Here is a 19277-nt window from a genome sequence, read left to right as displayed (position 1 = left end):
TCGTTAACGGTGACGCGTGCACCCTGAATATCTGCGGTGTTCTTGCGTTTTTCGCGAGCAAGCTCGCTCCTACAGTTCAATGCTCATGCCATCGTAAGCCACTTCGACATTGCGCCGCACCAGCTCGGCTCGCTCGGGAGAATCTTCATCGAGGATCGGGTTGGTGTTGTTGATGTGGATAAGGACCTTGCGCTGCTTCGGCAGGTGTTCCAGCACTTCGAGCATGCCGCCGGGGCCGTTCTGCGACAGGTGGCCCATCTCGCGGCCGGTGCGGGTGCCGACGCCACGGCGCTGCATTTCATCATCGTCCCACATGGTGCCGTCCACCAGCAGGCAGTCGCTGCCGGCCATGATGTCCAGCAACGGCGCGTCAACCTTGCCCAGGCCCGGGGCGTAGAACAGTTTACCGCCGGTGCGCAGGTCTTCGACGATCAGGCCGATATTGTCGCCGGGGTGCGGGTCGAAGCGGTGCGGCGAATACGGAGGTGCGGCACTGCGCAGCGGCAGCGGGGTGAAACGCAGGTTGGGGCAGGCCGGGATGGTGAAGCTGGCGTCCAGCTCGATGCGGTTCCAGGCCAGGCCGCCATTCCAATGGGTGAGCATGGTGAACAGCGGGAAACCGCTGCTGAGGTCTTCATGGACCATGTCGGTACACCACACCTGGTGCGGGCAACCTTCGCGCAGGCTCAGCAGGCCGGTGGTGTGGTCGATCTGGCTGTCCATCAGGATGATCGCGCTGATGCCGGTGTCGCGCAGGGCGCGGCCGGGTTGCATCGGCGCGAAGCCCTGCAGTTGTGCGCGGATATCCGGCGAGGCATTGCACAGCACCCAGTTCACGCCATCGTCGGAAATCGCGATGGATGACTGGGTACGCGCCTGAGCTCGCAGGCTGCCATCACGAAAGCCTGCGCAGTTCGCGCAGTTGCAGTTCCACTGCGGGAAGCCGCCGCCGGCGGCGGAACCTAGAATCTGGACAAACATGGGCGCTCCATCAAGCAAAGCTGAAAACAAAAACGCCCCGGACGGGCCGAGGCGTTGTATTACCCAGCCAATCAGCGGCTGGCGAAGTACATAGTGACTTCGAAACCGATGCGCAGATCAGTGTAAGCAGGTTTGGACCAAGTCATATTCTTACTCCTACGAAGGGATGGGACGTTTACTACCAAGTAATACATATAGTCCACCTCCAATCGGAGATGTTCAGATGTGCTCGTAGGAATATTACGCATTTTTTTAAAAGTTAGCGCTGTCTTGGTGGAAAAAGCCTATTGCAGGGGCGGCAATGATCAGCCCGCCGATTGCCAACCATCGCTAATGCGCGGGCCGTTGGCGATACAGTGCCAGCCACCTGCAGCGTCCTGTAACTGTTGGGCGGCGCGTTGCAAGTCCTCCCGGCTAAGGGCTTGGATTGCGTGTTGAAGCCGCGCGAGATAATCCGACGGATGGCCGGCCAGGCGCGCCTGCCACAACAATTCGGCGGCCTGGGCGATGGGCAGCGCCTGCGCGGTGAATTGTTGCACCAACGCCGGGTGGCCGAGGTTGTCGCTGGCGTCGATCAATGTTGGCAATTGTGCGAGGAAAGTCCGCAGGTGCTCCATGATCCCTTCAAGGGAAACACTGGGGGATTGCACGCCAAACAGCAGGCCGGTTTGCCCGTTGATTTGTCGGATACCGCTGAACACCGCGTAGCCGATTTGCAGCTCTACCCGCACACGTTGGTAGAACGGCCCTTGGAGCAGGTGCGCCAGCAGGCGCCACGCGGCTTCATCTGCCAGGGACTGCGTCGGCGTCGGGCAGAACAGCAGCAACGCTGCGTCGTGAGCAGCGGTATTAATCTCATGCCATAGACGCTGGCCGCTGAGGCTGGCGAATTCGCCTTCGAGCGTGTCCGGTTGCCCAGGCAAGCGGGCGGCAGCAGATTTGAGCGCCGCTTCGCAGTGGGCGGGCAGCCCAATGCCCATGCCTTCCCAGCGTGCGCGTGTCCACGCCATCGAGGGTGCTTGGGTGTTCGGCTGCACGCCGGCACAGCACGCGGGCAACGCCTTGAGCAACTGCCGAATGGCAATCAGCGGTGTGGCAGCAGGGTCCGACCGCAGAGCATTTTCGGGCGGGTTCAGGCTGCGTGCGAGTTCATCGAGTATCGCCGGCATGGGCTGGTGCAGACCGACCATTTTCACAAGCCAGTCATTGCCGATCGAATCGAAGGATAAGTCGACACCGGCCTGGCGGGCATTTTCGCGCAACGGCTGCAGGGCGTTTTCCAGCGCCGTTGGGAGCGGGCAATCAAGCCGCCAACGCAGGTAGAGCGCGCCTTCATCATGGTCGTCGGCCAACGCCGGGCTGAACGACAACGCCGACAGCTCTCGCCGCCCCCGGGAGCGGTCCTGGGCAAAGGTGCGCAGGCCCCGATGGGCACTGGTCTGGCCGCGAATCAGGCCGGCGCGCTCGTCCTTTACGGGTGGGCGCAGGAACGGATTGTTGGGCGGCAGTTGCCACGCATGTCGGCAGGCTTGCAGCGGCAGGGCGTCGAGCAGGGCCTTGAGGGCGGCAACGTGGTGCTCCGACAAGCACGCTTCGAGTTCTTCGCTGTCATGCCTCGCCAATGCGAGGGCGCCTTGGATCTGCTGTTGACGCACGTTGAGCAGGGCGAATTCCTCGCGCAGAGAAGTCCAGTCGCTGTGTGCGAAAAAGCTCAGCCAGTCGTACAACAGTGCTTCGATCTGCGTCGCCGCGTCGCTTTGCGCGCCGAGGGTAAAGTCGAGATCCAGTAACGCTTGCCCGCCGAAGTGGTAAAGCACGGACGCCTGCAGGGTGCTGGCCAGTTGGCGCGCTTGCAGTTCCGCGCGCAGCCCGCCCGGCGCCGAGGCGTTGAGCCAGAGACAGAGGAAATCCAGGGCTTCCTTGGGGGCGTCGACGCTGATGACGTGATGCAGATGGCCGTTGGCGCTGTGTTGGAAATGCTGCGTATGAGCGGGCAGCAGCGCCGGCGGGGCCGCCTGCGGCTGCCGCGGGCCGGCGCGCAGTTGCTCACTGAAGCGCCGCGCCAAGCGTTCCAGTTCTTCCAGCGGTTGCGGGCCGGCCAGGCTCAACGTCATTTGCCCCGACGGGTAGAAGTGTTGGTGGAAATCCCGCAACGCTTGCTGAAATGCCTGACGCTCCACCGGTAGGCTGTCGCGATTGCCCGCATGGAAGCCCCGAAGCGGATGATCGGCCGCCAGGTTTTCCAGCAGCGCGACCTGTTGTTGTGCGTTGGCGTCTTGGGACCAGGCGACAAATTCCGCGTGCAGCACTTCGCGCTCGCGCAGTTGATCGTCCAGCGCCAGGCGCGGATGGGTCAGCATATCGGCCAGGCGTTCGAGCCCGTCGGCGAAGGTCGGCAGCGGCAGTTCAAAGAAGAAATCCGTGGTGCGCTCGCGGGTGCTGGCATTGATCTGGCCACCGTGACGCTGCACGTAGGTCATCAGCCCTTCTTCGGTCGGAAAACGCTCAGTGCCAAGAAACAATAAGTGCTCCAGAAAGTGCGCCAGGCCAGGCCACGCCAACGGCACGTCATGGCTGCCGGCCGCCACCCGTAACACAGCGGCGCAGCGCTTTAAGCGCGGTGCATGGCGCAGGGTAACCCGCAGGCCGTTGGCCAGGGTCAGGTGAAGGTGATGAGGCTGGGCCGGCGCAGGCATGGGCACTTCCGATACGAGGGAAGTGCCTATGCTAGCAAACCCTCCAGATCAGGGCTTGTGCAGCGTGCCGTAGAGTTCGGGGCGACGGTCTTGCAGGTAGTCGTTGGCGGTGCGGGCATCGAGAATCGATTGGTGTTCCAGCGTGCCGACGATCAAGGCTTCATCCAGGCCGGCCTGGGCGATTCGCTGACCATCCGGTGCGGCGATGCTGCTTTGCCCGCAATACTGAATCTCGCCTTCATGCCCGCAGTAGTTGGCATAGGCCACGTAGCACTGGTTCTCAAAGGCCCGCGCCCGCACGGTGACGTCGGCGACAAAGTCGAACGGCACCATATTGGCGGTGGGCACCAGGATCAGATTGGCGCCGGCCAGGGCCAGGCGTCGGGTGTTTTCCGGGAACTCCAGGTCGTAACAGATCAGCACGCCCAGTTTCCAGCCGTTGAGTTCCACCAGCGGAAAATCATCACCCCCGGCACTGAACATCGAATGATCGAGGTCGCCAAACAGGTGCGTCTTGCGGTAGTTGCACAGGCGCTGGCCATGCGCGTCGATCAACTGCACGGCGTTATAGATCTGCCCGTCCGCGGCGCGTTCCGGGTAGCCATACAGGATCGCCAGCCCGGCACTTTGCGCCAGTTCGGCAATCGTCTGCGCCGACTCGCCATCCTGCGCTTCGGCCAATGCGCCGACAGCTTCGGCGCCGATGTTGTAGCCGGTGAGGAACATCTCCGGCAGCACCAGCACGTCGGCGCCGGACGCCTCGTGCACGAGGCGGTGCAGGCGCTTGAGGTTGCCGGCCACATCCAGCGGCAGCGGTGGGCATTGGTACAGGGCGACACGCATGGCTTGGCTCCTTAATCGGCCAGGGCAATCGGCCCGATTTCATCGAACACATCACCCGGCCCCGGGTTCTCTGGGTGAGTGTGGCCGCCGAAGTGGGTCATGATGCCCCAGACGGCGTTCAACGAGGTTTGCACGGCGCCTTCGACCCAGGCGGGTGTCCAGGATACGTCATCGCCGGCGATAAAAATCCCACGTTGCTCGGCGGGCATGTCCTTCTGCATGAAGTGCGCGTACATCCGCTGGTTGTAGCGATAGTGACCGGGCAATGCACCTTTGAAAGCCCCGAGGAAATGCGGGTCGGCTTCCCAGGACACGGTGATCGGGTCGCCGATGATGCGCGCCTTGATGTCGACCTTCGGGTAGATCTTGTTCAGCGCGTCGAGGGCCAGCTTCACGCGTTTATCGATGGGCTGCGGGAGCATTTTCAGCGCATCGCTCATCCACGAGTACGACAGGCAGATCACGCCCGGCTTGTCGTCGCCGTTGTCGAACAGGTAAGTGCCACGGGTCAGGCGATCGGTGAGGGTCATGCTCATCAGGTCGCGGCCGGTTTCCGGGTCTTTGTCTTTCCAGAACGGGCGGTCGACCATCACGAAGGTCTTCGACGATTGCATGTAGCGGGTGCGATCCAGGGCCATCCACATTTTTTGCGAGAACAGGGTTTCGTCGCATTCGATCTGGGTGGTCAGCAGCCAGCTTTGGCAGGTGGTCAGCACGGCGGCGTATTCGCGGGTATCGCCGTAGTTGTCGGTCACGGCGAAACGGCCGCCGGCCGCGTGGGCAATGCGCTTGACCCCGGCCCGTGGCGCGCCGCTGTGCAACGAACTCAGGCTGGTGCCCGCCGGCCAGTGGGCGCAGCGCTCCGGCACATGGCGCCAGATACCCATGGGCACCTGTGCCACGCCGCCGACCACCAGGTGTTGATGGTCGTCGCAGTTGGTCATCACCACGCGGAAGATTTCCAGCATGGAGTTGGGAAAGTCCGAGTCCCAGCCGCCAGTGCCGAAGCCGACCTGGCCGAACACTTCGCGGTGATGGAACGACAACTTGGCGAAGGCCTTGGAGGTGGCGACGAAGTCGTAGAAGGTGCGGTCGTCCCACAGCGGCACGAGTTTGTTCCACAGCGCTTTGAGGCGTGGTACGTCGCGGTCGCGGATGGCTTGCTGGATATCGCCGAACTGCGAGCCGGCTTCCAGGGCGTCGGCCCAGGCGTCAGCCACTTCCTGGAACAGCGCAGGCAAGTCGGATAGTTTTTGTGCGTAGTGGGTCTGGCCTTCCAGGTCGATGACCGTGCTGCCGGAAGCCGGGGTCAGCGGGTTGGGGAAGGGTTTGGTGTCCAGGCCGAGCTTGTCGACATAGTGGTAGAACGCGGTGGACGACACCGGGAAACGCATCCCGCCCAGTTCGGCGATGATGCCTTCGGCGCCTTCAAACGCCTGGGAGCGCAAGCGCCCGCCCATCTTCGAGGCCTCGTACACCACGGGCTTGAGGCCCAGCTTCATCAGCTCATAGGCGGCCACCAGGCCGGCAATCCCGGCGCCGACGATCGCCACTTCGGCGCCGTGGTTGACGGCCGGAATACTGCCCAGGCCGGCGGGGTGCTCGATCCAGTCATCAAACGCGAACGGAAAATCCGGGCCGAAGATGGTGATGGGTTTCTTACCGTCGGCGGGGTGGCGATTGGTCTTGCTGATGCTGCTGGACGGAATGCTCATGGCTGACCTTACTAGCGGCTCGCGGGACGTGCCCGCTGAGTATAGGAAAAGATGGCAGCCAGTTTAGGGAGCGTAGCGTTCGTAAATAAGACGCAAAGTGTCGTCGAATTGGATTGTTTTTAGTCAAAATGACGAGGTTGGTGGTCAGATTGGTTGTCTGCGATCGAGTTTGTTACTGAGGATGATCGACGTGGTGGTTTTTTCCACGCCATCGACGCTGCCGATCTGGTCCAGCAATTGATCGAGCTGCTCCGGCGAATCGGTGCGCAGCCATGCCACGTAATCGAACTCGCCGCTCACCGCGCACAGTTGCTGAACCTGGGCCATCGCACTGAGCCTGCGCAGCACATCCTTACCCGAACGCGCCTGCACGGTGATACCGACATACGCCTGCAAACCGCCGTCCACCACACGCTGGCCGAGACGCACGCCATAACCGGTAATCACCTGGGTTTTCTCCAGGCGTGCCAGGCGCGACGTCACCGTAGTTCGCGCAATACCCAACTGCCTGGCCAGCATGGCCACGCTCTCGCGGGCGTTGATCTGCAGCGCGGCGATCAGTTGGCGGTCGATTTCATCGAGGACAGGCAAGGGCAGCTCCGGTGCGGACGGATGGGGGGGCATATGTTACAGGCTTGCGTGGTCTTTTCATCGCCGGGAGCAAGGCTAAACTCAGAGCACTTCACGACCCACAATTTTTAGATCAGCAGGTCTTAAATGATAAGTCAGGCTGATGAAATGAATGATTTCCGAAGGATCATTCAGAGGAGGAACAATGAAATTTCCAGTAGTAGTACATAAAGATTCTGGCTCGGATTACAGCGTGACCGTCCCGGACGTACCTGGATGCTTCTCGGCGGGAGGCTCTTTTTCGTAAGCGTTGGACAATGTTCGCGAAGCCTTGGCACTGCATCTTGAAGGGGGGCTTGCTGATCAAGAAGAGCTTCCACAAGCCCAAGAGGTCGATGCTCACCTGGATAACCCGAATTTTTCCGGTGGTGTATGGGTTATAGTCGATTTTGATCTGACGCCATATTTAGGCAAGTCCGTGCGGTTCAATGCTTCTTTGCCGGAGCAGTTGTTACATCGTATTGATGAGCGCGTACAAAAAGATCATCGCTATGCTTCACGGTCAGGTTTTTTAGCGACGGCAGCGTTGCGTGAATTGTCTGCGTGATGAAAAGCCGTTTGGACCTCCGACGCCAGACTGTAGTGGTCTAATGAAACTGGACATCTATAGAGTGCTCGCCAGCTTGAGGTATCATTGCCGACACCGGAGCCGCATTTGGACCGAAGGCGAGCATCGAACACGTGAGAATGCCGGGCCAAAGAACTTTCTGCTACTCAAGCAGCTATTGCTTGAGTAGCACACTTGGCAGGCTAAATGTAAAGCTTCTCTATTTTGGGTAGTATCGATAGTAAGATTCTACGGCTTCCTTCCATAAGCCTTCGAATGTAGATTTATTTCGAGAGACAAAGTCTAAGTAGTCTTGTAGGTTTTCAGGAAGGTGTCCGATATGTACCTTCTTAATTGCCAAACTGTCTAAGTAGATGTCCCAGCGATTTCCTTTGTAATCGAATCCAACATTTGCTGCTTCATCAGGATTGGCGCAGAAGCAACTCACCATTGGGATTTCGAACGGCTTACTGTCACCCCAAAGATTGCTTAGCTCGTTTGATAACTCAGCAGGCGTTGGATGAATACCAGATTTCAACAGCTCTGGACGCCCATGCATCTCGAAATCAAATGGCGTGTATACACCCTCAGCCAGCCCCTCTACAGCTGAAATACATGAAGGTTCGATAGGCCCTACATGGACATACCATGTGTTTTCCTTTGTTTTCAAGCCTTGCGCCATTTTGATGATTTCTGTTTTAGATAAGTCTATACGCTCCGGGAATAGGCCGCGAGCGCCTAAAGATTTACCGAAACTAGGCGACTCATTAAGATATTTACTAAAGTCTAGAAAAGAAATTAAGCCCCCGGCGTTAGGTTTCTTTTTATTGAATTTTTTAAGCCGGTCAGTGTCGACAACGATTTTGATCGCTCTTTTATTATGGCTGGTGTTGTTTTTTGGCTTCTCACCTCGCCTTAGCATTACTTCTATTTGGGCTTCACTGAAGTCCGATCCATCAGGTAAACCATGTCCACTAGCATCCATGCTGTTCGTAAGCCATACGACCACCGAGTCAAGAAGGCCGTTATGCTCCGTATAATAATTACCAGCTATAAAGCCTCTGGTAAATATGCCTCTTGCAAGTGTGAGTGATGTGTAATGATTCAGCTTCATCCTTGGTCCTTATCTTGTACCGTTGTCGTAATTCTTTTGTGGTGTATCTGGATGTCATCTGCTAAAACTTTATTTTTGGCGTAATTCCCCATTGGCTCAAGCTGGCGTCTTGGAACATGGCGACAGTTTCAGTAGGTTCGTATATATACTTGGAGAGCCTAGCTATTTCAATTTGCGCCACTGTATCACTTCCATCCTAATTCATTTTTTAGCTATTGGGTTGAGGTGTCTTCCAATGCGTCGGATATCCAATTGTGAACGTCTGGGGCGTTTCATCTTGGATGGCGTAGCGCATAAGTGCTCGAGCTGTCCCTGTGGCAGTCCCCTCCAGAAACGCAAAAGCCGCGCAATGCGCGGCTTTCTTGTTTGGTGGGCCCACACGGACTTGAACCGTGGACCAAAGGATTATGAGTCCTCTGCTCTGACCAACTGAGCTATAGGCCCTTAACAGGTCGCGGATTATAGCGATGGTTTCTCCACTGTGCTATCCGAAAAATCCTGAACCTTCATACGAAGAAACGTCGTGGCAAAAAGCTCCGGTGGCAGGGGCAGGCTGACGATGTAGCCTTGCATCTGTTCGCAGCCTTCGGCGGCGAGGAAGGTTTGTTGTGCGGGGGTCTCCACGCCTTCGGCGATGATGGTGAATTGCATGCTGTGGCCCAGGGCAATGATGGCGCGCACGATCGCCACGTCGTGGGGGTCGTCGGGCAGGCCGCGGATGAAGGATTGGTCGATTTTCAGGAAGTCCAGCGGCAGGCGCTTGAGGTAGCTGAGGGATGAATAGCCGGTGCCGAAATCATCGATCGCCAGTTGTACGCCAAGGTGTTTGAGCTGGTGCAGCACGTCCAGCGCTTCTTCGGCCTGGCTCATGATGAAGTTTTCGGTGATCTCCAGTTGCAGGCAGCCCGGTTCGAGACGGTAGTCGCGCAGTAACTGTTCGATGCGTGACAGCAGGTTGGGCTGGCGCAGTTGTGCGCCGGCGAGGTTGACTGACAGCGGGCCGAAGTGCTCGAAGGCGGTTTGCCAGGCGTGCATTTGTTGGCAGGCCTGTTCCAGGACCCAATCGCCGATTTGCAGGATCATGCCGTTCTCTTCGGCCAGGGCGATGAAGTGTTCGGGCGGCACGTCGCCGAAGGTCGGGTGGTGCCAGCGGATCAGCGCTTCGGCGCCGATCAGTTGCTGGGTCTTCAGGCTCAGTTTGGGCTGGTAATACAGGCTCAACTCATCGCGCTCGATCGCCCGGCGCAGTTCGTGTTCGAGGGCCACGCGTTCTTTGGCCTGGGCGGTGAGGTCGCGGGTGTAGCCTTCCACGCGGTTGCGCCCCTTGGCTTTGGAACGGTACATCGCGGCGTCGGCGTTTTTGACCAGGGTGGCGACGTCCGTGCCGTCCTGGGGGTACAGGCTGGTGCCGATGCTGGCGCTGATAAAAAACTCGTGTTCGCCCGCCTGGAATGGCGGGGTGAAGCAGGCCAGCAGTTTATTGGCCAGGTACTGGGCGTCGCTGGCTTGTTGCAGGCCGGGCAGGAGGATGATGAATTCGTCGCCGCCCAGGCGGGCGACGGTGTCGATGTCGCGCAGTTGCTCCTTGAGGCGCACGGCGATGTTCTGGAGCAGCAGATCGCCAATCGGGTGGCCGAGGCTGTCGTTGATGTGTTTGAAGCGGTCCAGGTCGAGGAACAGCACGGCGCCCTGGTGGCCGCTCTCCTGTTGATTGGTGAGCGCGGCTTGTAGCCGGTTTTCAAACAGGGTGCGGTTGGGCAGGCCGGTCAGCGGGTCGTGATGGGCCTGGTAGTCGAGGCGCGCCTGGGCGTGTTTCAGGCTGGAGATGTCGGCAAACACCGCGACGAAGTGCGTGATCGCCTGGTCGCGGTTGCGCACGGCGCTGATGGTCAGCCAACTGGGGTAGACCTCGCCGTTCTTGCGGCGGTTGGAGATCTCGCCTTGCCAATGCCCGTGAGTGGTCAACTGGTACCACATCGCGGCATAGAACGCGCTGTCATGCAGGCCGGAGGCGAGCAGGCGCGGGGTGTGGCCAAGGGCTTCGGCTTCGCTGTAGCCGGTGATCTCGCTGAAGGCGCGGTTCACGGCGCTGATGTTTTGCCGGGTGTCGGTGATCAACACGCCTTCGGCGGTGCTTTCGAAGACGGTGGCGGCCTGTTGCAGTTTTTCCTGCATCTGTTGGCGCTCGGTGATATCCCGGGCGATGGTCAGCATGCAATCGTCATCGCCGATGGGCAGCGGGCTGCTGGACACCTCGCAGAGCCGAATCTGCCCGTCGCTGCGGCGGATATGGCAGATGAAGTCGCGGACAGACCCGTCGCGTTGCAGCAGCTCCAGCATGCGTTTACGTTCGTTGAGATCGACCCAGATGCCCAGGTCCAGGGTCGACTGGTCAAGGGAGGTTGCGGCGGGGAAGCCGGTAATACGGCTAAACCCCTCGTTGACTTCGATCAGCAGGCCGTCGCTCTGACGGCTCAGCAGTAAACCGTCGGGCGAGGCGTGGAAAGCCTTGGCGAATTTTTCTTCGGACGTTTGCAGTTGTTGCTGGGTTTCCTTGAGCTCGCTGATGTCCCGCACCACCACTACCAAGGCTTCGGTGGTGTCGAGCTGGAATGGCTCGGCGGAAATCAGCCCGGTAAAGGCTTGACCGTTGCTGCGCAGGAAGGGCATTTCCAGGTTGCGGATGCTGGTGGTCTGCACCCGTTGCAACAGGTCCGGGCCGATGCCCGGGATACCCCAGATATTCAGCTCGGTAGCGGTTTTGCCGATTACGTCCTCGGCCTTCAGGCCCACTTGGTCCTCAAACGCTTTGTTGACCTCCAGCAGGCAGCCATCGGACATCCGTGCGATCACCAGGATGTCGGGGCACTGTTGGAACACCGAGGCAAACTTTTGCTCAGACAACTGCAGCGCCTCTTCAGTGCGCTTGGCGTCGCTGATATCGATCATCAAGCCGCGCAGCACCGGTTCATGACCGTGTTCGATCAGGCTGACAATGTCGCGTACCCACAGGCACCGGCCGTCGGCGGTGATCACCCGGTAATCCACGCTGTGATCACGGTTGGCGCGGGTTTCGCGGTAGCAATAGGCTTCGGTACGCGTCAGGTCGGCGGGGTGAATGATGTTGCGCCAGAAGCCCGGAATCAGCCAATGGGCGCGGGGGTAACCGAGTAATTCTTCGGCATGCGGCGACACGTAGCTGTAGGTGAAGTCGGCAATGCTGGCCTCCCAGGCAATGGCGGACAGGCTTTCCACCAGGCCGCGATAGTGATATTCGCTGCTGCGCAACTCCTGCTCGAGGGCGACGCGCCGGGAAATTTCCGAACTGAGCCGACGATTGATCCTAATCACGATGACCAATACGGTGCTCAACAGCAGCACCGTGGGCAGGCCATACATCAGCAGATCCGTCCAGAACGTGTGGTGATCGGTGAGGCTGCCGACCCAGTGTTGCTGGATCGCTTGCGTTTCGTCCGGGCTGAGGTCGGCAAGGACCTTGTCCAGAATGCCCACCAGTATTTTGTTGTCACGAGGCACGCCCATTGCCAGTTGGTAGCGGTAGGGCGTTTCCCCGCTGACGTACAAGCCATCGAGCTTGAGCTGGCGCAGGCTCCACACGCTCGAAGCCAGGTCGCCGACCACCGCGTCCACTTCATCAGTGGCCAGCGCTTGCAGGGTCGAACTCACATTTGGCATGGCCACCAGGTTGAGGTCGGGGTGGTGCGTGCGCAGCAATTCATGGGGCGCGTAGTTTTCCACCACGGCAATCTTGAGCCCGTAGAGGTCCTTCAGGTTGCGCGGTTGCGCACCGCCTTCATGGGCGAGGATGACGATGGGGAAGTCCAGGTATGGCCGCGTGAACGCCATATAAGCCTGGCGCTCGGGGGTGGACATGATGCCCGGCAGCAGGTCGAGCTGGTTATTGCGGGCCTGTTCGAGGACGGCGCTCCAGTTCACCGGCTCGATCAGCTTGATCCTGACGCCCAGGCGGTCCTGGATCAGGCGCACGTAATCCGCCGCCAAGCCTTGGTAGCGACCATTCTCGTCGCGGTATTCGAACGGGGGCCAGGAGGCATCCACCCCCAGGCGCAGCTCCTGATGGTCCGCCAACCAGCCACGCTCATCCTCCGTGAGAGTCAAGGCGCCAGCCGTTGCGGTCCAGGTCAGCAGCGACAGCAACAGCACAGTCGGCAATCTGGGCATAACGGTCTCGTTATGGCACGGGGAATGTTTCGAGTGTAGACGGGCATTGCGAGGGTGGGGAGTTGCGCGGTGGTGAATCTGTAGAAAGAAATCGGTAGAAAGCAAAACCCCCGGCCTGGGCCGGGGGTTCTGGGATCACTCGTCGAGGAAGGAGCGCAGATGCTCGCTTCGCGTCGGGTGGCGCAACTTGCGCAGCGCCTTGGCTTCGATCTGACGAATCCGCTCACGGGTCACGTCAAACTGTTTACCGACTTCCTCAAGGGTGTGGTCGGTATTCATGTCGATGCCAAAACGCATGCGCAGTACCTTGGCTTCACGGGCAGTGAGGCCGGACAGTACGTCGCGAGTCGCTTCTTTAAGGCTCTCAACGGTGGCGACATCGATTGGCGACTGCATCGTCGAGTCTTCGATGAAGTCACCCAGGTGGGAGTCTTCGTCATCACCGATCGGGGTTTCCATGGAGATCGGCTCTTTAGCGATCTTCAATACCTTGCGGATTTTATCCTCAGGCATTTCCATGCGTTCGCCCAGCTCTTCCGGGGTCGGTTCGCGACCCATTTCCTGCAACATCTGCCGGGAAATACGGTTGAGCTTGTTGATGGTCTCGATCATGTGCACCGGAATACGGATGGTGCGGGCCTGGTCGGCGATCGAGCGAGTGATCGCCTGACGAATCCACCAGGTGGCATAGGTCGAGAACTTGTAGCCGCGACGGTATTCGAACTTGTCCACAGCCTTCATCAAGCCGATGTTGCCTTCCTGGATCAGATCGAGGAATTGCAGACCACGGTTGGTGTACTTCTTGGCGATGGAGATCACCAGACGCAAGTTCGCTTCAACCATCTCTTTCTTCGCGCGGCGGGCCTTGGCCTCACCGATCGACATGCGACGGTTGATGTCCTTGATCTCGGCAATCGTCAGACCGGTTTCGGTCTGAAGTGCAGTCAACTTTTGCTGGCAGCGGATGATATCGGGCTGCAGGCGACCAATGGCTTCAGCGTATTTCGCCTTGCCCTTGGCCAGTGCGTCGGTCCAGCTTTCGTCAACTTCGTTGCCCGGGAACTGGCGCAGGAAGTCAGTACGCGGCATGCGCGCATCACGAACGCAGAGCTGCATGATCGCCCGCTCTTGTGCGCGCAGACGCTCAAGGGCGCTGCGAACGCGTTCAACCAGGCCTTCGAATTGCTTCGGCACCAGCTTGATCGGCATGAACAGCTCAGCCAGCGCAACCAGCTCGGCAATTGCCAGCTTGTTGGAGCGACCGTGCTTTTTCAGAGCCTTGCGGGTGATTTCCATTTGATCGGAAACCGCGCCGAAACGCTGGGCAGCGATGATCGGGTCTGGACCGCTTTCGACTTCATCTTCGTCATCGGTGCTGGCTTCAGCGTCGTCCTCTTCGGCATCGTCGTCCGCTTTCACGGCTTTCGGGTCGACAGGCGGCGGCACTTCGGCAGCAGGTGGCGCAATGCCGTCGTCCGGGTCGATATAACCGCTCAGGACGTCGGACAGGCGGCCACCTTCGGTGGTGACGCGAGTGTACTCGGAGAGAATGTGGTCAACCGTGCCAGGGAAGTGCGCGATTGCGCCCATCACTTCACGGATACCCTCTTCAATACGCTTGGCGATTTCAATTTCGCCTTCGCGTGTCAGCAACTCGACGGTACCCATTTCACGCATATACATGCGCACAGGGTCAGTCGTGCGACCGATGTCGGTCTCCACCGCGGCCAACGCGGCAGCGGCTTCTTCAGCTGCTGCCTCGTCGGTATCGGAGTCGGCCAACATAAGGGCGTCCGCATCCGGAGCACTCTCGTGTACGGGGATCCCCATGTCATTAATCATGCGGATGATGTCTTCCACCTGCTCTGGATCTGAAATATCCTCAGGCAGGTGGTCGTTGACCTCTGCGTAAGTCAGATACTTCTGCTCACGACCCAGGGTGATCAACTCTTTGATACGAGACTGCTGTTGCGCTTTTCCGGACATAACACCCTATCCACTGAAGGTCTTGGCGGGCAAAAAACAAGCCGAGGATTATACCCGAGCTACGACCTCACGCGCCAGTTAAGGTCGGGTTTGATGCGGAAACATTCTGTTTTAAGAGGTCGCGCATCTGTTTTGCTATCTGAATTTGCTCTTCAGCCGATAATCCCGGCTGCCTCGCTCTCTTGATGAGTTCATCGAGGGTCTGCGTGTGCTGACCCGCAGATAACCTAGTAATGGTGTCTAAAAACTGTTGTTCAAGGTTATCGCCGTCAATTAGCCACTCCTTTTCCGCGAGTGCTTTCAACAAACGACCTTGTTCGGTGCCATGCCAGCGGGCCATCAGTTGGATGGAGTTTAGCTTAGGATTTTTCTGCACGGCCTCGATCAGTGCGATCAGTACCTGGGCATAGGTGTTGCTCTCGTTGGCAAAGTGCTCGGCACTCTCCACCTTGCCCGCCAATTGCGGATGGTGGATGAGCGTGCGCAGGGCGATCAGCGTAGGGGCTTCTACGGCCACCGGGGTGCGCGGGGCGTAGGCCTCGTCGCGATCACCACGTTTGCCGTTTTTGCTCCAGGGTTTCTTGTCCCATTTCTTGCCGCCAGCGCCGGGCTTTTTCGGTGTCCACTCCTGCTGGGGCGTGTAGGCCTCCTGCGGTTGGTGGAAGTCGGAATAGTCCGGCATGGCGTCGTAATCCATGCCTGGGTCGTAGGCCGGCGGTGCATCTTGCGGCGCGCTGTGGACCAGTTGGCTGACCGCTTCGCCGCTCAGTCCGGTGATTTCCAGCAGGCGCTGACGCATCAGGATGCGCAGGTTGGCGCCCGGCACTTTGTCGATCAGCGGCGCTGCGAGGGTGGCCATGTGCGCCTTGCCTTCGAGGGAGCGCGGGTCGGCTTCTTCGGTCAGTTGCTGGAAGAAATAGTCCGCCAGCGGTTGCGCGTGTTGATTGATGCGCGCGCGGAAGGCGTCGGTGCCTTCGGAGCGGACCAGGGTGTCCGGGTCTTCGCCTTCGGGCAGGAACAAAAAGCGTGCGCGGCGTCCGTCCTGCAGGCACGGCAGCGTGGCTTCGAGGGCGCGCCAGGCGGCGTTGCGGCCGGCCTGGTCGCCGTCGAAACAGAACAGCACGCTGGGCACTACACGGAACAGGCGCTTCAAGTGTTCTTCGCTGGTGGCGGTGCCCAGGGTCGCCACGGCATTGCGCAGGCCTTGCTGGGCGAGGGCGATCACGTCCATATAGCCTTCAACCACGATGATTTCGTCGAGGTTGCGGTTGTTCTTGCGCGCTTCGAACAGGCCGTAGAGTTCCTGGCCCTTGTGAAACACCGGGGTTTCCGGCGAGTTGAGGTACTTGGGCTTGTCGTCCCCGAGTACCCGGCCACCGAAGGCGATGATCCGGCCGCGGCTGTCGCGGATCGGGAACATCACGCGGTCGCGGAAGCGGTCGTAGCGTTTGCCGGTCTCGGCGTTTTCCACCAGCAGGCCGGCGTCGATCATGGCTTTTTGCTGGAGCGTGTCGCTGCTCAGGTGTTTGTACAGGTTGTCCCAGCCCGGCGGGGCGAAGCCCAGGCCGAAGTCGCGGGCGATTTCGCCGGTGAGGCCGCGACCCTTGAGGTAGTCGACGGCGGCCTTGCGCTGCGGATGGCTCTTGAGCGCCTGGCGATAAAAGTCGGCGGCGGCGGTCAGTAGTGGGTACAGCGGCGAATCGGTGGGTTGTCGCGGTTTGTGCGGACGGCCGCTTTCTTCGCGGGGGATTTCCATGCCGGCGGCTTTGGCCAGTTCCTCGACGGCCTGGGGGAAGTCCAGGTTGTCGTGGTCCATGATAAAGCCGAGGGCGTTGCCGCCCGCGCCGCAGCCGAAGCAGTAGTAGAACTGCTTGTCGGGGCTGACGCTGAACGACGGGGTCTTTTCCTTGTGAAACGGGCAGCAGGCGGTGTAGTTCTTGCCCGCCTTCTTCATTTGCAGGCGCGAGCTGACCACATCGACGATGTCGGTGCGGTTCAGAAGGTCGTCAATAAAGCTCTGGGGAATTAGCCCGGCCATGGCGTTCTCGTCATCACTGCGTGGGAATGAGGGCCCGTGAAGTGCTCAAGCGCACGTATCGTATGGCTCGACCATCAATCGTCTGCTTGGGCTGTCAGGAAGTGTATCTGCCGAACATTCACTGACGTTAATTTCTATTCAGTCTGTTCGGCGAAGAAATGTTGCCCCGGCGTCCGGTTTAGGCCAATGGTGGGCCTCGGAAGCGCATCGATGGGCACAGCCGACACAGTCGATCGTCTGCTTGAAGAAATAAGTGTGCTCGTCAGTAGCCTTGTTAGACTCGTCAGAAGAGACGCGCACCGCTGGCAGAAGAGCCAGTCCTGACGTGTGAAGCTGTGTCTCGGTCGCGTGTGCGGCGTCGACGATGAAGCATCAAGCGATATCCGCAAATGCCAACAGCCCGGCTGAGGGCCGGGCTTGGCAGAAGCTTGCTACGAACGTCTGTGTATTAGTACAGACGAACGGCGCGGCGCTGCTCGCGCTGAACTTTCTTGGCGTGACGCTTAACAGCGGCTGCTGCTTTACGCTTACGCTCAGAAGTTGGCTTCTCGTAAAATTCGCGGCTACGAACTTCAGCCAGAACACCGGCTTTTTCGCAGGAGCGCTTGAAACGACGCAGAGCTACGTCGAAGGGTTCGTTCTCTTTTACTTTGACGGCTGGCATCCAGAGCTACCTTCTTTCATTACCGGGAATCAACGTTCTCGTCGCAAAAAATTCGCGGCTGAGGTCGTCGGTTTTTAAGGGTTGCGGATGTTAACCCCTCATTGTCAGGAATGCAAAGCCTCTGATCGAAAACCGCTAGTCGGGAGGGGGAGTGGCGACTATTATGCGCGCCTTCGAATTCAGCCTCTACAAGGCGCAAACCCATGCTAGTACTGGGACTTGAAACCTCCTGCGACGAAACCGGTGTCGCACTTTACGACAGTGAACGCGGGCTTTTGGCCGATGCACTGTTCAGTCAGATCGACCTGCACCGTGCCTATGGTGGCGTAGTGCCGGAGCTTGCCAGCCGTGATCACGTCAAGCGCATGCTGCCGTTGATTCGCCAGGTGCTCGACGAGGCCGGCTGCGTGCCGACCGAGATCGATGCGATCGCCTACACCGCCGGCCCCGGATTGGTCGGAGCCCTGCTGGTTGGGGCTTCTTGCGCCCAGGCGCTGGCATTTGCCTGGGACATTCCGGCCCTCGGCGTACACCATATGGAAGGCCATCTGCTGGCGCCGATGCTGGAAAAAACACCGCCACAGTTCCCGTTCGTCGCTTTGTTGGTTTCGGGGGGGCATACGCAGTTGGTTCAGGTCGATGGGATCGGTCAATACACGCTGTTGGGCGAGTCCCTGGACGATGCCGCCGGCGAAGCATTCGACAAGACCGCGAAGATGATGGGCCTCAATTATCCTGGCGGTCCGGAAATCGCGCGCCTGGCTGAAAAGGGTGTCGCCGGCCGCTTCACCTTCCCGCGGCCGATGTGTGATCGCCCGGGCCTGATGTTCAGCTTCAGCGGTTTGAAAACCTCCGCCTTGAACACCTGGCAGCACAGCGTCAGCGCCGGGGACGACAGTGAGCAAGCCCGTTGCGACATCGCGCTGGCGTTCCAGCAGGCCGTGGTGGAGACTTTGACCATCAAGTGCAAGCGTGCCCTGAAACAGGCTGGCATGCAGCGCCTGGTGATTGCAGGCGGCGTCAGCGCCAACAAGGCTTTGCGCGCGTCCCTGGAAAAAATGCTCGGCGACATGAAAGGCGATGTGTTCTACGCGCGCCCTGAGTTCTGCACCGACAACGGCGCGATGATCGCTTATGCCGGCTGCCAGCGCCTGCAGGCCGGACAGCACGAAAGCCTGGCGATCAGCGTGCAGGCACGCTGGCCGATGGAGCAGTTGTCGCCGTTGTGAGCGCTCAAGGTGAGCGGGATTCATCCGCCGGATTTAAAAATGCCGTTCGCGCCCGGCAAACAGGTCGCGTAAATTGCCGCGATGGCGCCAGACGATCAGCAGGGTCAGCACGCTCATCGGCAACAGCGCCGCCGGTTCCTGCCAGGCCAGCAACGGCAGGGTGAGCGGCGTGGCGATCAGCGCGGCCAGCGAGCTGGTGCGGGTCAGGTAGAACGTCAGCAGCCAGGCGAGCACCGCCAGCAGCGCCGCCGGGGGGTAAATCCCCAGCAGCATGCCGGCCGCCGTAGCGACACCCTTGCCGCCGCGAAAACGAAAGTACAACGGAAACAGATGGCCGAGGACGGCGCACACGCCAATCCAGGCCTGCTGTTGCAGGGTAAGGCCGGCGAGGCTGGCGATCAGTACGGGCAGCAGGCCCTTGCAGGCGTCGCCCAGCAGCGTCAGGACGGCGAGCTTCTTGCCGGCCAGGCGCAACATGTTGGTGGCGCCGGCATTGCCTGAGCCACTCATTCGCGGGTCGGGATTTCCCGTCAGGCGGCTGAGCAAAATGGCGAAGGACAGCGAGCCGAGCAGGTAGGCGAGAATCGCCAGTGACCAAAACATGCTAACTATTCCGGGCGAGGACGCCCTG

13 protein-coding genes, 1 tRNA gene and 1 pseudogene are annotated in these 19277 nt (G+C 59.7%); 2 read left to right on the top strand and 13 right to left on the bottom strand.

Features of this window, described 5'->3' with window-relative positions; all coding sequences use genetic code 11:
- Positions 1-69 precede the first annotated feature (69 nt).
- From pqqB to U5A08_RS26940, 6 genes are all read right to left on the bottom strand, one after another.
- Positions 70-981 (bottom strand): pyrroloquinoline quinone biosynthesis protein PqqB, encoded by a 912-nt coding sequence (gene pqqB, locus U5A08_RS26965; RefSeq protein WP_253399713.1) that lies wholly within the window; start codon positions 979-981, stop codon positions 70-72.
- A 71-nt stretch (positions 982-1052) separates the two neighbouring features.
- Positions 1053-1127, bottom strand: a complete 75-nt coding sequence (pqqA, locus tag U5A08_RS26960) for a pyrroloquinoline quinone precursor peptide PqqA (protein ID WP_003194766.1) — start codon at positions 1125-1127, stop codon at positions 1053-1055.
- A gap of 159 nt (positions 1128-1286) precedes the next feature.
- The gene (gene pqqF / locus U5A08_RS26955) at positions 1287-3677 is read right to left on the bottom strand and encodes a pyrroloquinoline quinone biosynthesis protein PqqF (protein ID WP_321849217.1); all 2391 of its coding nucleotides are present in this window, start codon (positions 3675-3677) and stop codon (positions 1287-1289) included.
- A gap of 48 nt (positions 3678-3725) precedes the next feature.
- Entirely contained in the window at positions 3726-4520 is a 795-nt protein-coding gene (locus U5A08_RS26950) for a carbon-nitrogen hydrolase family protein (protein WP_321849216.1), read from the bottom strand.
- Between the two features lie 11 nt (positions 4521-4531).
- Positions 4532-6214, bottom strand: coding sequence for a flavin monoamine oxidase family protein (locus U5A08_RS26945; protein ID WP_253400449.1), 1683 nt, complete (start codon positions 6212-6214; stop codon positions 4532-4534).
- Between the two features lie 165 nt (positions 6215-6379).
- Positions 6380-6826, bottom strand: coding sequence for an Lrp/AsnC family transcriptional regulator (locus U5A08_RS26940; RefSeq protein WP_253399706.1), 447 nt, complete (start codon positions 6824-6826; stop codon positions 6380-6382).
- Positions 6827-7010: 184 nt separating this feature from the next.
- On the opposite strand from U5A08_RS26940, the pseudogene U5A08_RS26935 reads away from it, so the two are divergent.
- Positions 7011-7412: pseudogene (locus U5A08_RS26935) on the top strand (type II toxin-antitoxin system HicB family antitoxin).
- Between the two features lie 220 nt (positions 7413-7632).
- Here the strand turns inward: U5A08_RS26935 and U5A08_RS26930 are convergent.
- From U5A08_RS26930 to rpsU, 6 genes are all read right to left on the bottom strand, one after another.
- Positions 7633-8526, bottom strand: a complete 894-nt coding sequence (locus U5A08_RS26930) for a hypothetical protein (protein WP_321849214.1) — start codon at positions 8524-8526, stop codon at positions 7633-7635.
- A gap of 367 nt (positions 8527-8893) precedes the next feature.
- A tRNA-Ile gene (locus tag U5A08_RS26925) sits at positions 8894-8970 on the bottom strand.
- Between the two features lie 15 nt (positions 8971-8985).
- Complete coding sequence (locus U5A08_RS26920) at positions 8986-12729, bottom strand: EAL domain-containing protein (RefSeq protein ID WP_321849213.1); 3744 nt, start codon at positions 12727-12729, stop codon at positions 8986-8988.
- Positions 12730-12864: 135 nt separating this feature from the next.
- Entirely contained in the window at positions 12865-14715 is a 1851-nt protein-coding gene (gene rpoD / locus U5A08_RS26915; RefSeq protein WP_321849212.1) for an RNA polymerase sigma factor RpoD, read from the bottom strand.
- Between the two features lie 67 nt (positions 14716-14782).
- On the bottom strand, positions 14783-16753 hold the full coding sequence (gene dnaG, locus U5A08_RS26910) for a DNA primase (RefSeq protein ID WP_253399672.1): 1971 nt from the start codon (positions 16751-16753) through the stop codon (positions 14783-14785).
- 448 nt (positions 16754-17201) lie between these two features.
- On the bottom strand, positions 17202-17417 hold the full coding sequence (gene rpsU / locus U5A08_RS26905; RefSeq protein WP_002551877.1) for a 30S ribosomal protein S21: 216 nt from the start codon (positions 17415-17417) through the stop codon (positions 17202-17204).
- Positions 17418-17620: 203 nt separating this feature from the next.
- Here rpsU and tsaD point away from each other — a divergent pair, with 203 nt between their 5' ends.
- Complete coding sequence (gene tsaD, locus U5A08_RS26900) at positions 17621-18646, top strand: tRNA (adenosine(37)-N6)-threonylcarbamoyltransferase complex transferase subunit TsaD (protein ID WP_247395853.1); 1026 nt, start codon at positions 17621-17623, stop codon at positions 18644-18646.
- A gap of 33 nt (positions 18647-18679) precedes the next feature.
- Here tsaD and plsY read toward each other — a convergent pair whose 3' ends face one another.
- Positions 18680-19249: a glycerol-3-phosphate 1-O-acyltransferase PlsY gene (plsY, locus tag U5A08_RS26895; RefSeq protein ID WP_247395852.1), complete on the bottom strand. Its 570-nt coding sequence runs from the start codon at positions 19247-19249 to the stop codon at positions 18680-18682.
- Positions 19250-19277: the final 28 nt, after the last annotated feature.

The sequence above is a fragment of the Pseudomonas paraveronii genome, from assembly GCF_963681955.1.
Lineage (GTDB): Bacteria > Pseudomonadota > Gammaproteobacteria > Pseudomonadales > Pseudomonadaceae > Aquipseudomonas > Aquipseudomonas paraveronii.
Note: the sequence above shows the minus strand (reverse complement) of the source record. Positions and strands in the feature narration are given on the sequence as shown.

Bases quoted from the DNA above. Each gene is read 5' to 3' on its own strand.
- dnaG (WP_253399672.1), bottom strand. From the start codon at position 16,753: ATGGCCGGGCTAATTCCCCAGAGCTTTATTGACGACCTTCTGAACCGC.
- U5A08_RS26920 (WP_321849213.1), bottom strand. From the start codon at position 12,729: ATGCCCAGATTGCCGACTGTGCTGTTGCTGTCGCTGCTGACCTGGACC.
- plsY (WP_247395852.1), bottom strand. From the start codon at position 19,249: ATGTTTTGGTCACTGGCGATTCTCGCCTACCTGCTCGGCTCGCTGTCC.
- rpsU (WP_002551877.1), bottom strand. From the start codon at position 17,417: ATGCCAGCCGTCAAAGTAAAAGAGAACGAACCCTTCGACGTAGCTCTG.
- U5A08_RS26950 (WP_321849216.1), bottom strand. From the start codon at position 4,520: ATGCGTGTCGCCCTGTACCAATGCCCACCGCTGCCGCTGGATGTGGCC.
- U5A08_RS26930 (WP_321849214.1), bottom strand. From the start codon at position 8,526: ATGAAGCTGAATCATTACACATCACTCACACTTGCAAGAGGCATATTT.
- pqqF (WP_321849217.1), bottom strand. From the start codon at position 3,677: ATGCCTGCGCCGGCCCAGCCTCATCACCTTCACCTGACCCTGGCCAAC.
- tsaD (WP_247395853.1), top strand. From the start codon at position 17,621: ATGCTAGTACTGGGACTTGAAACCTCCTGCGACGAAACCGGTGTCGCA.
- rpoD (WP_321849212.1), bottom strand. From the start codon at position 14,715: ATGTCCGGAAAAGCGCAACAGCAGTCTCGTATCAAAGAGTTGATCACC.
- pqqB (WP_253399713.1), bottom strand. From the start codon at position 981: ATGTTTGTCCAGATTCTAGGTTCCGCCGCCGGCGGCGGCTTCCCGCAG.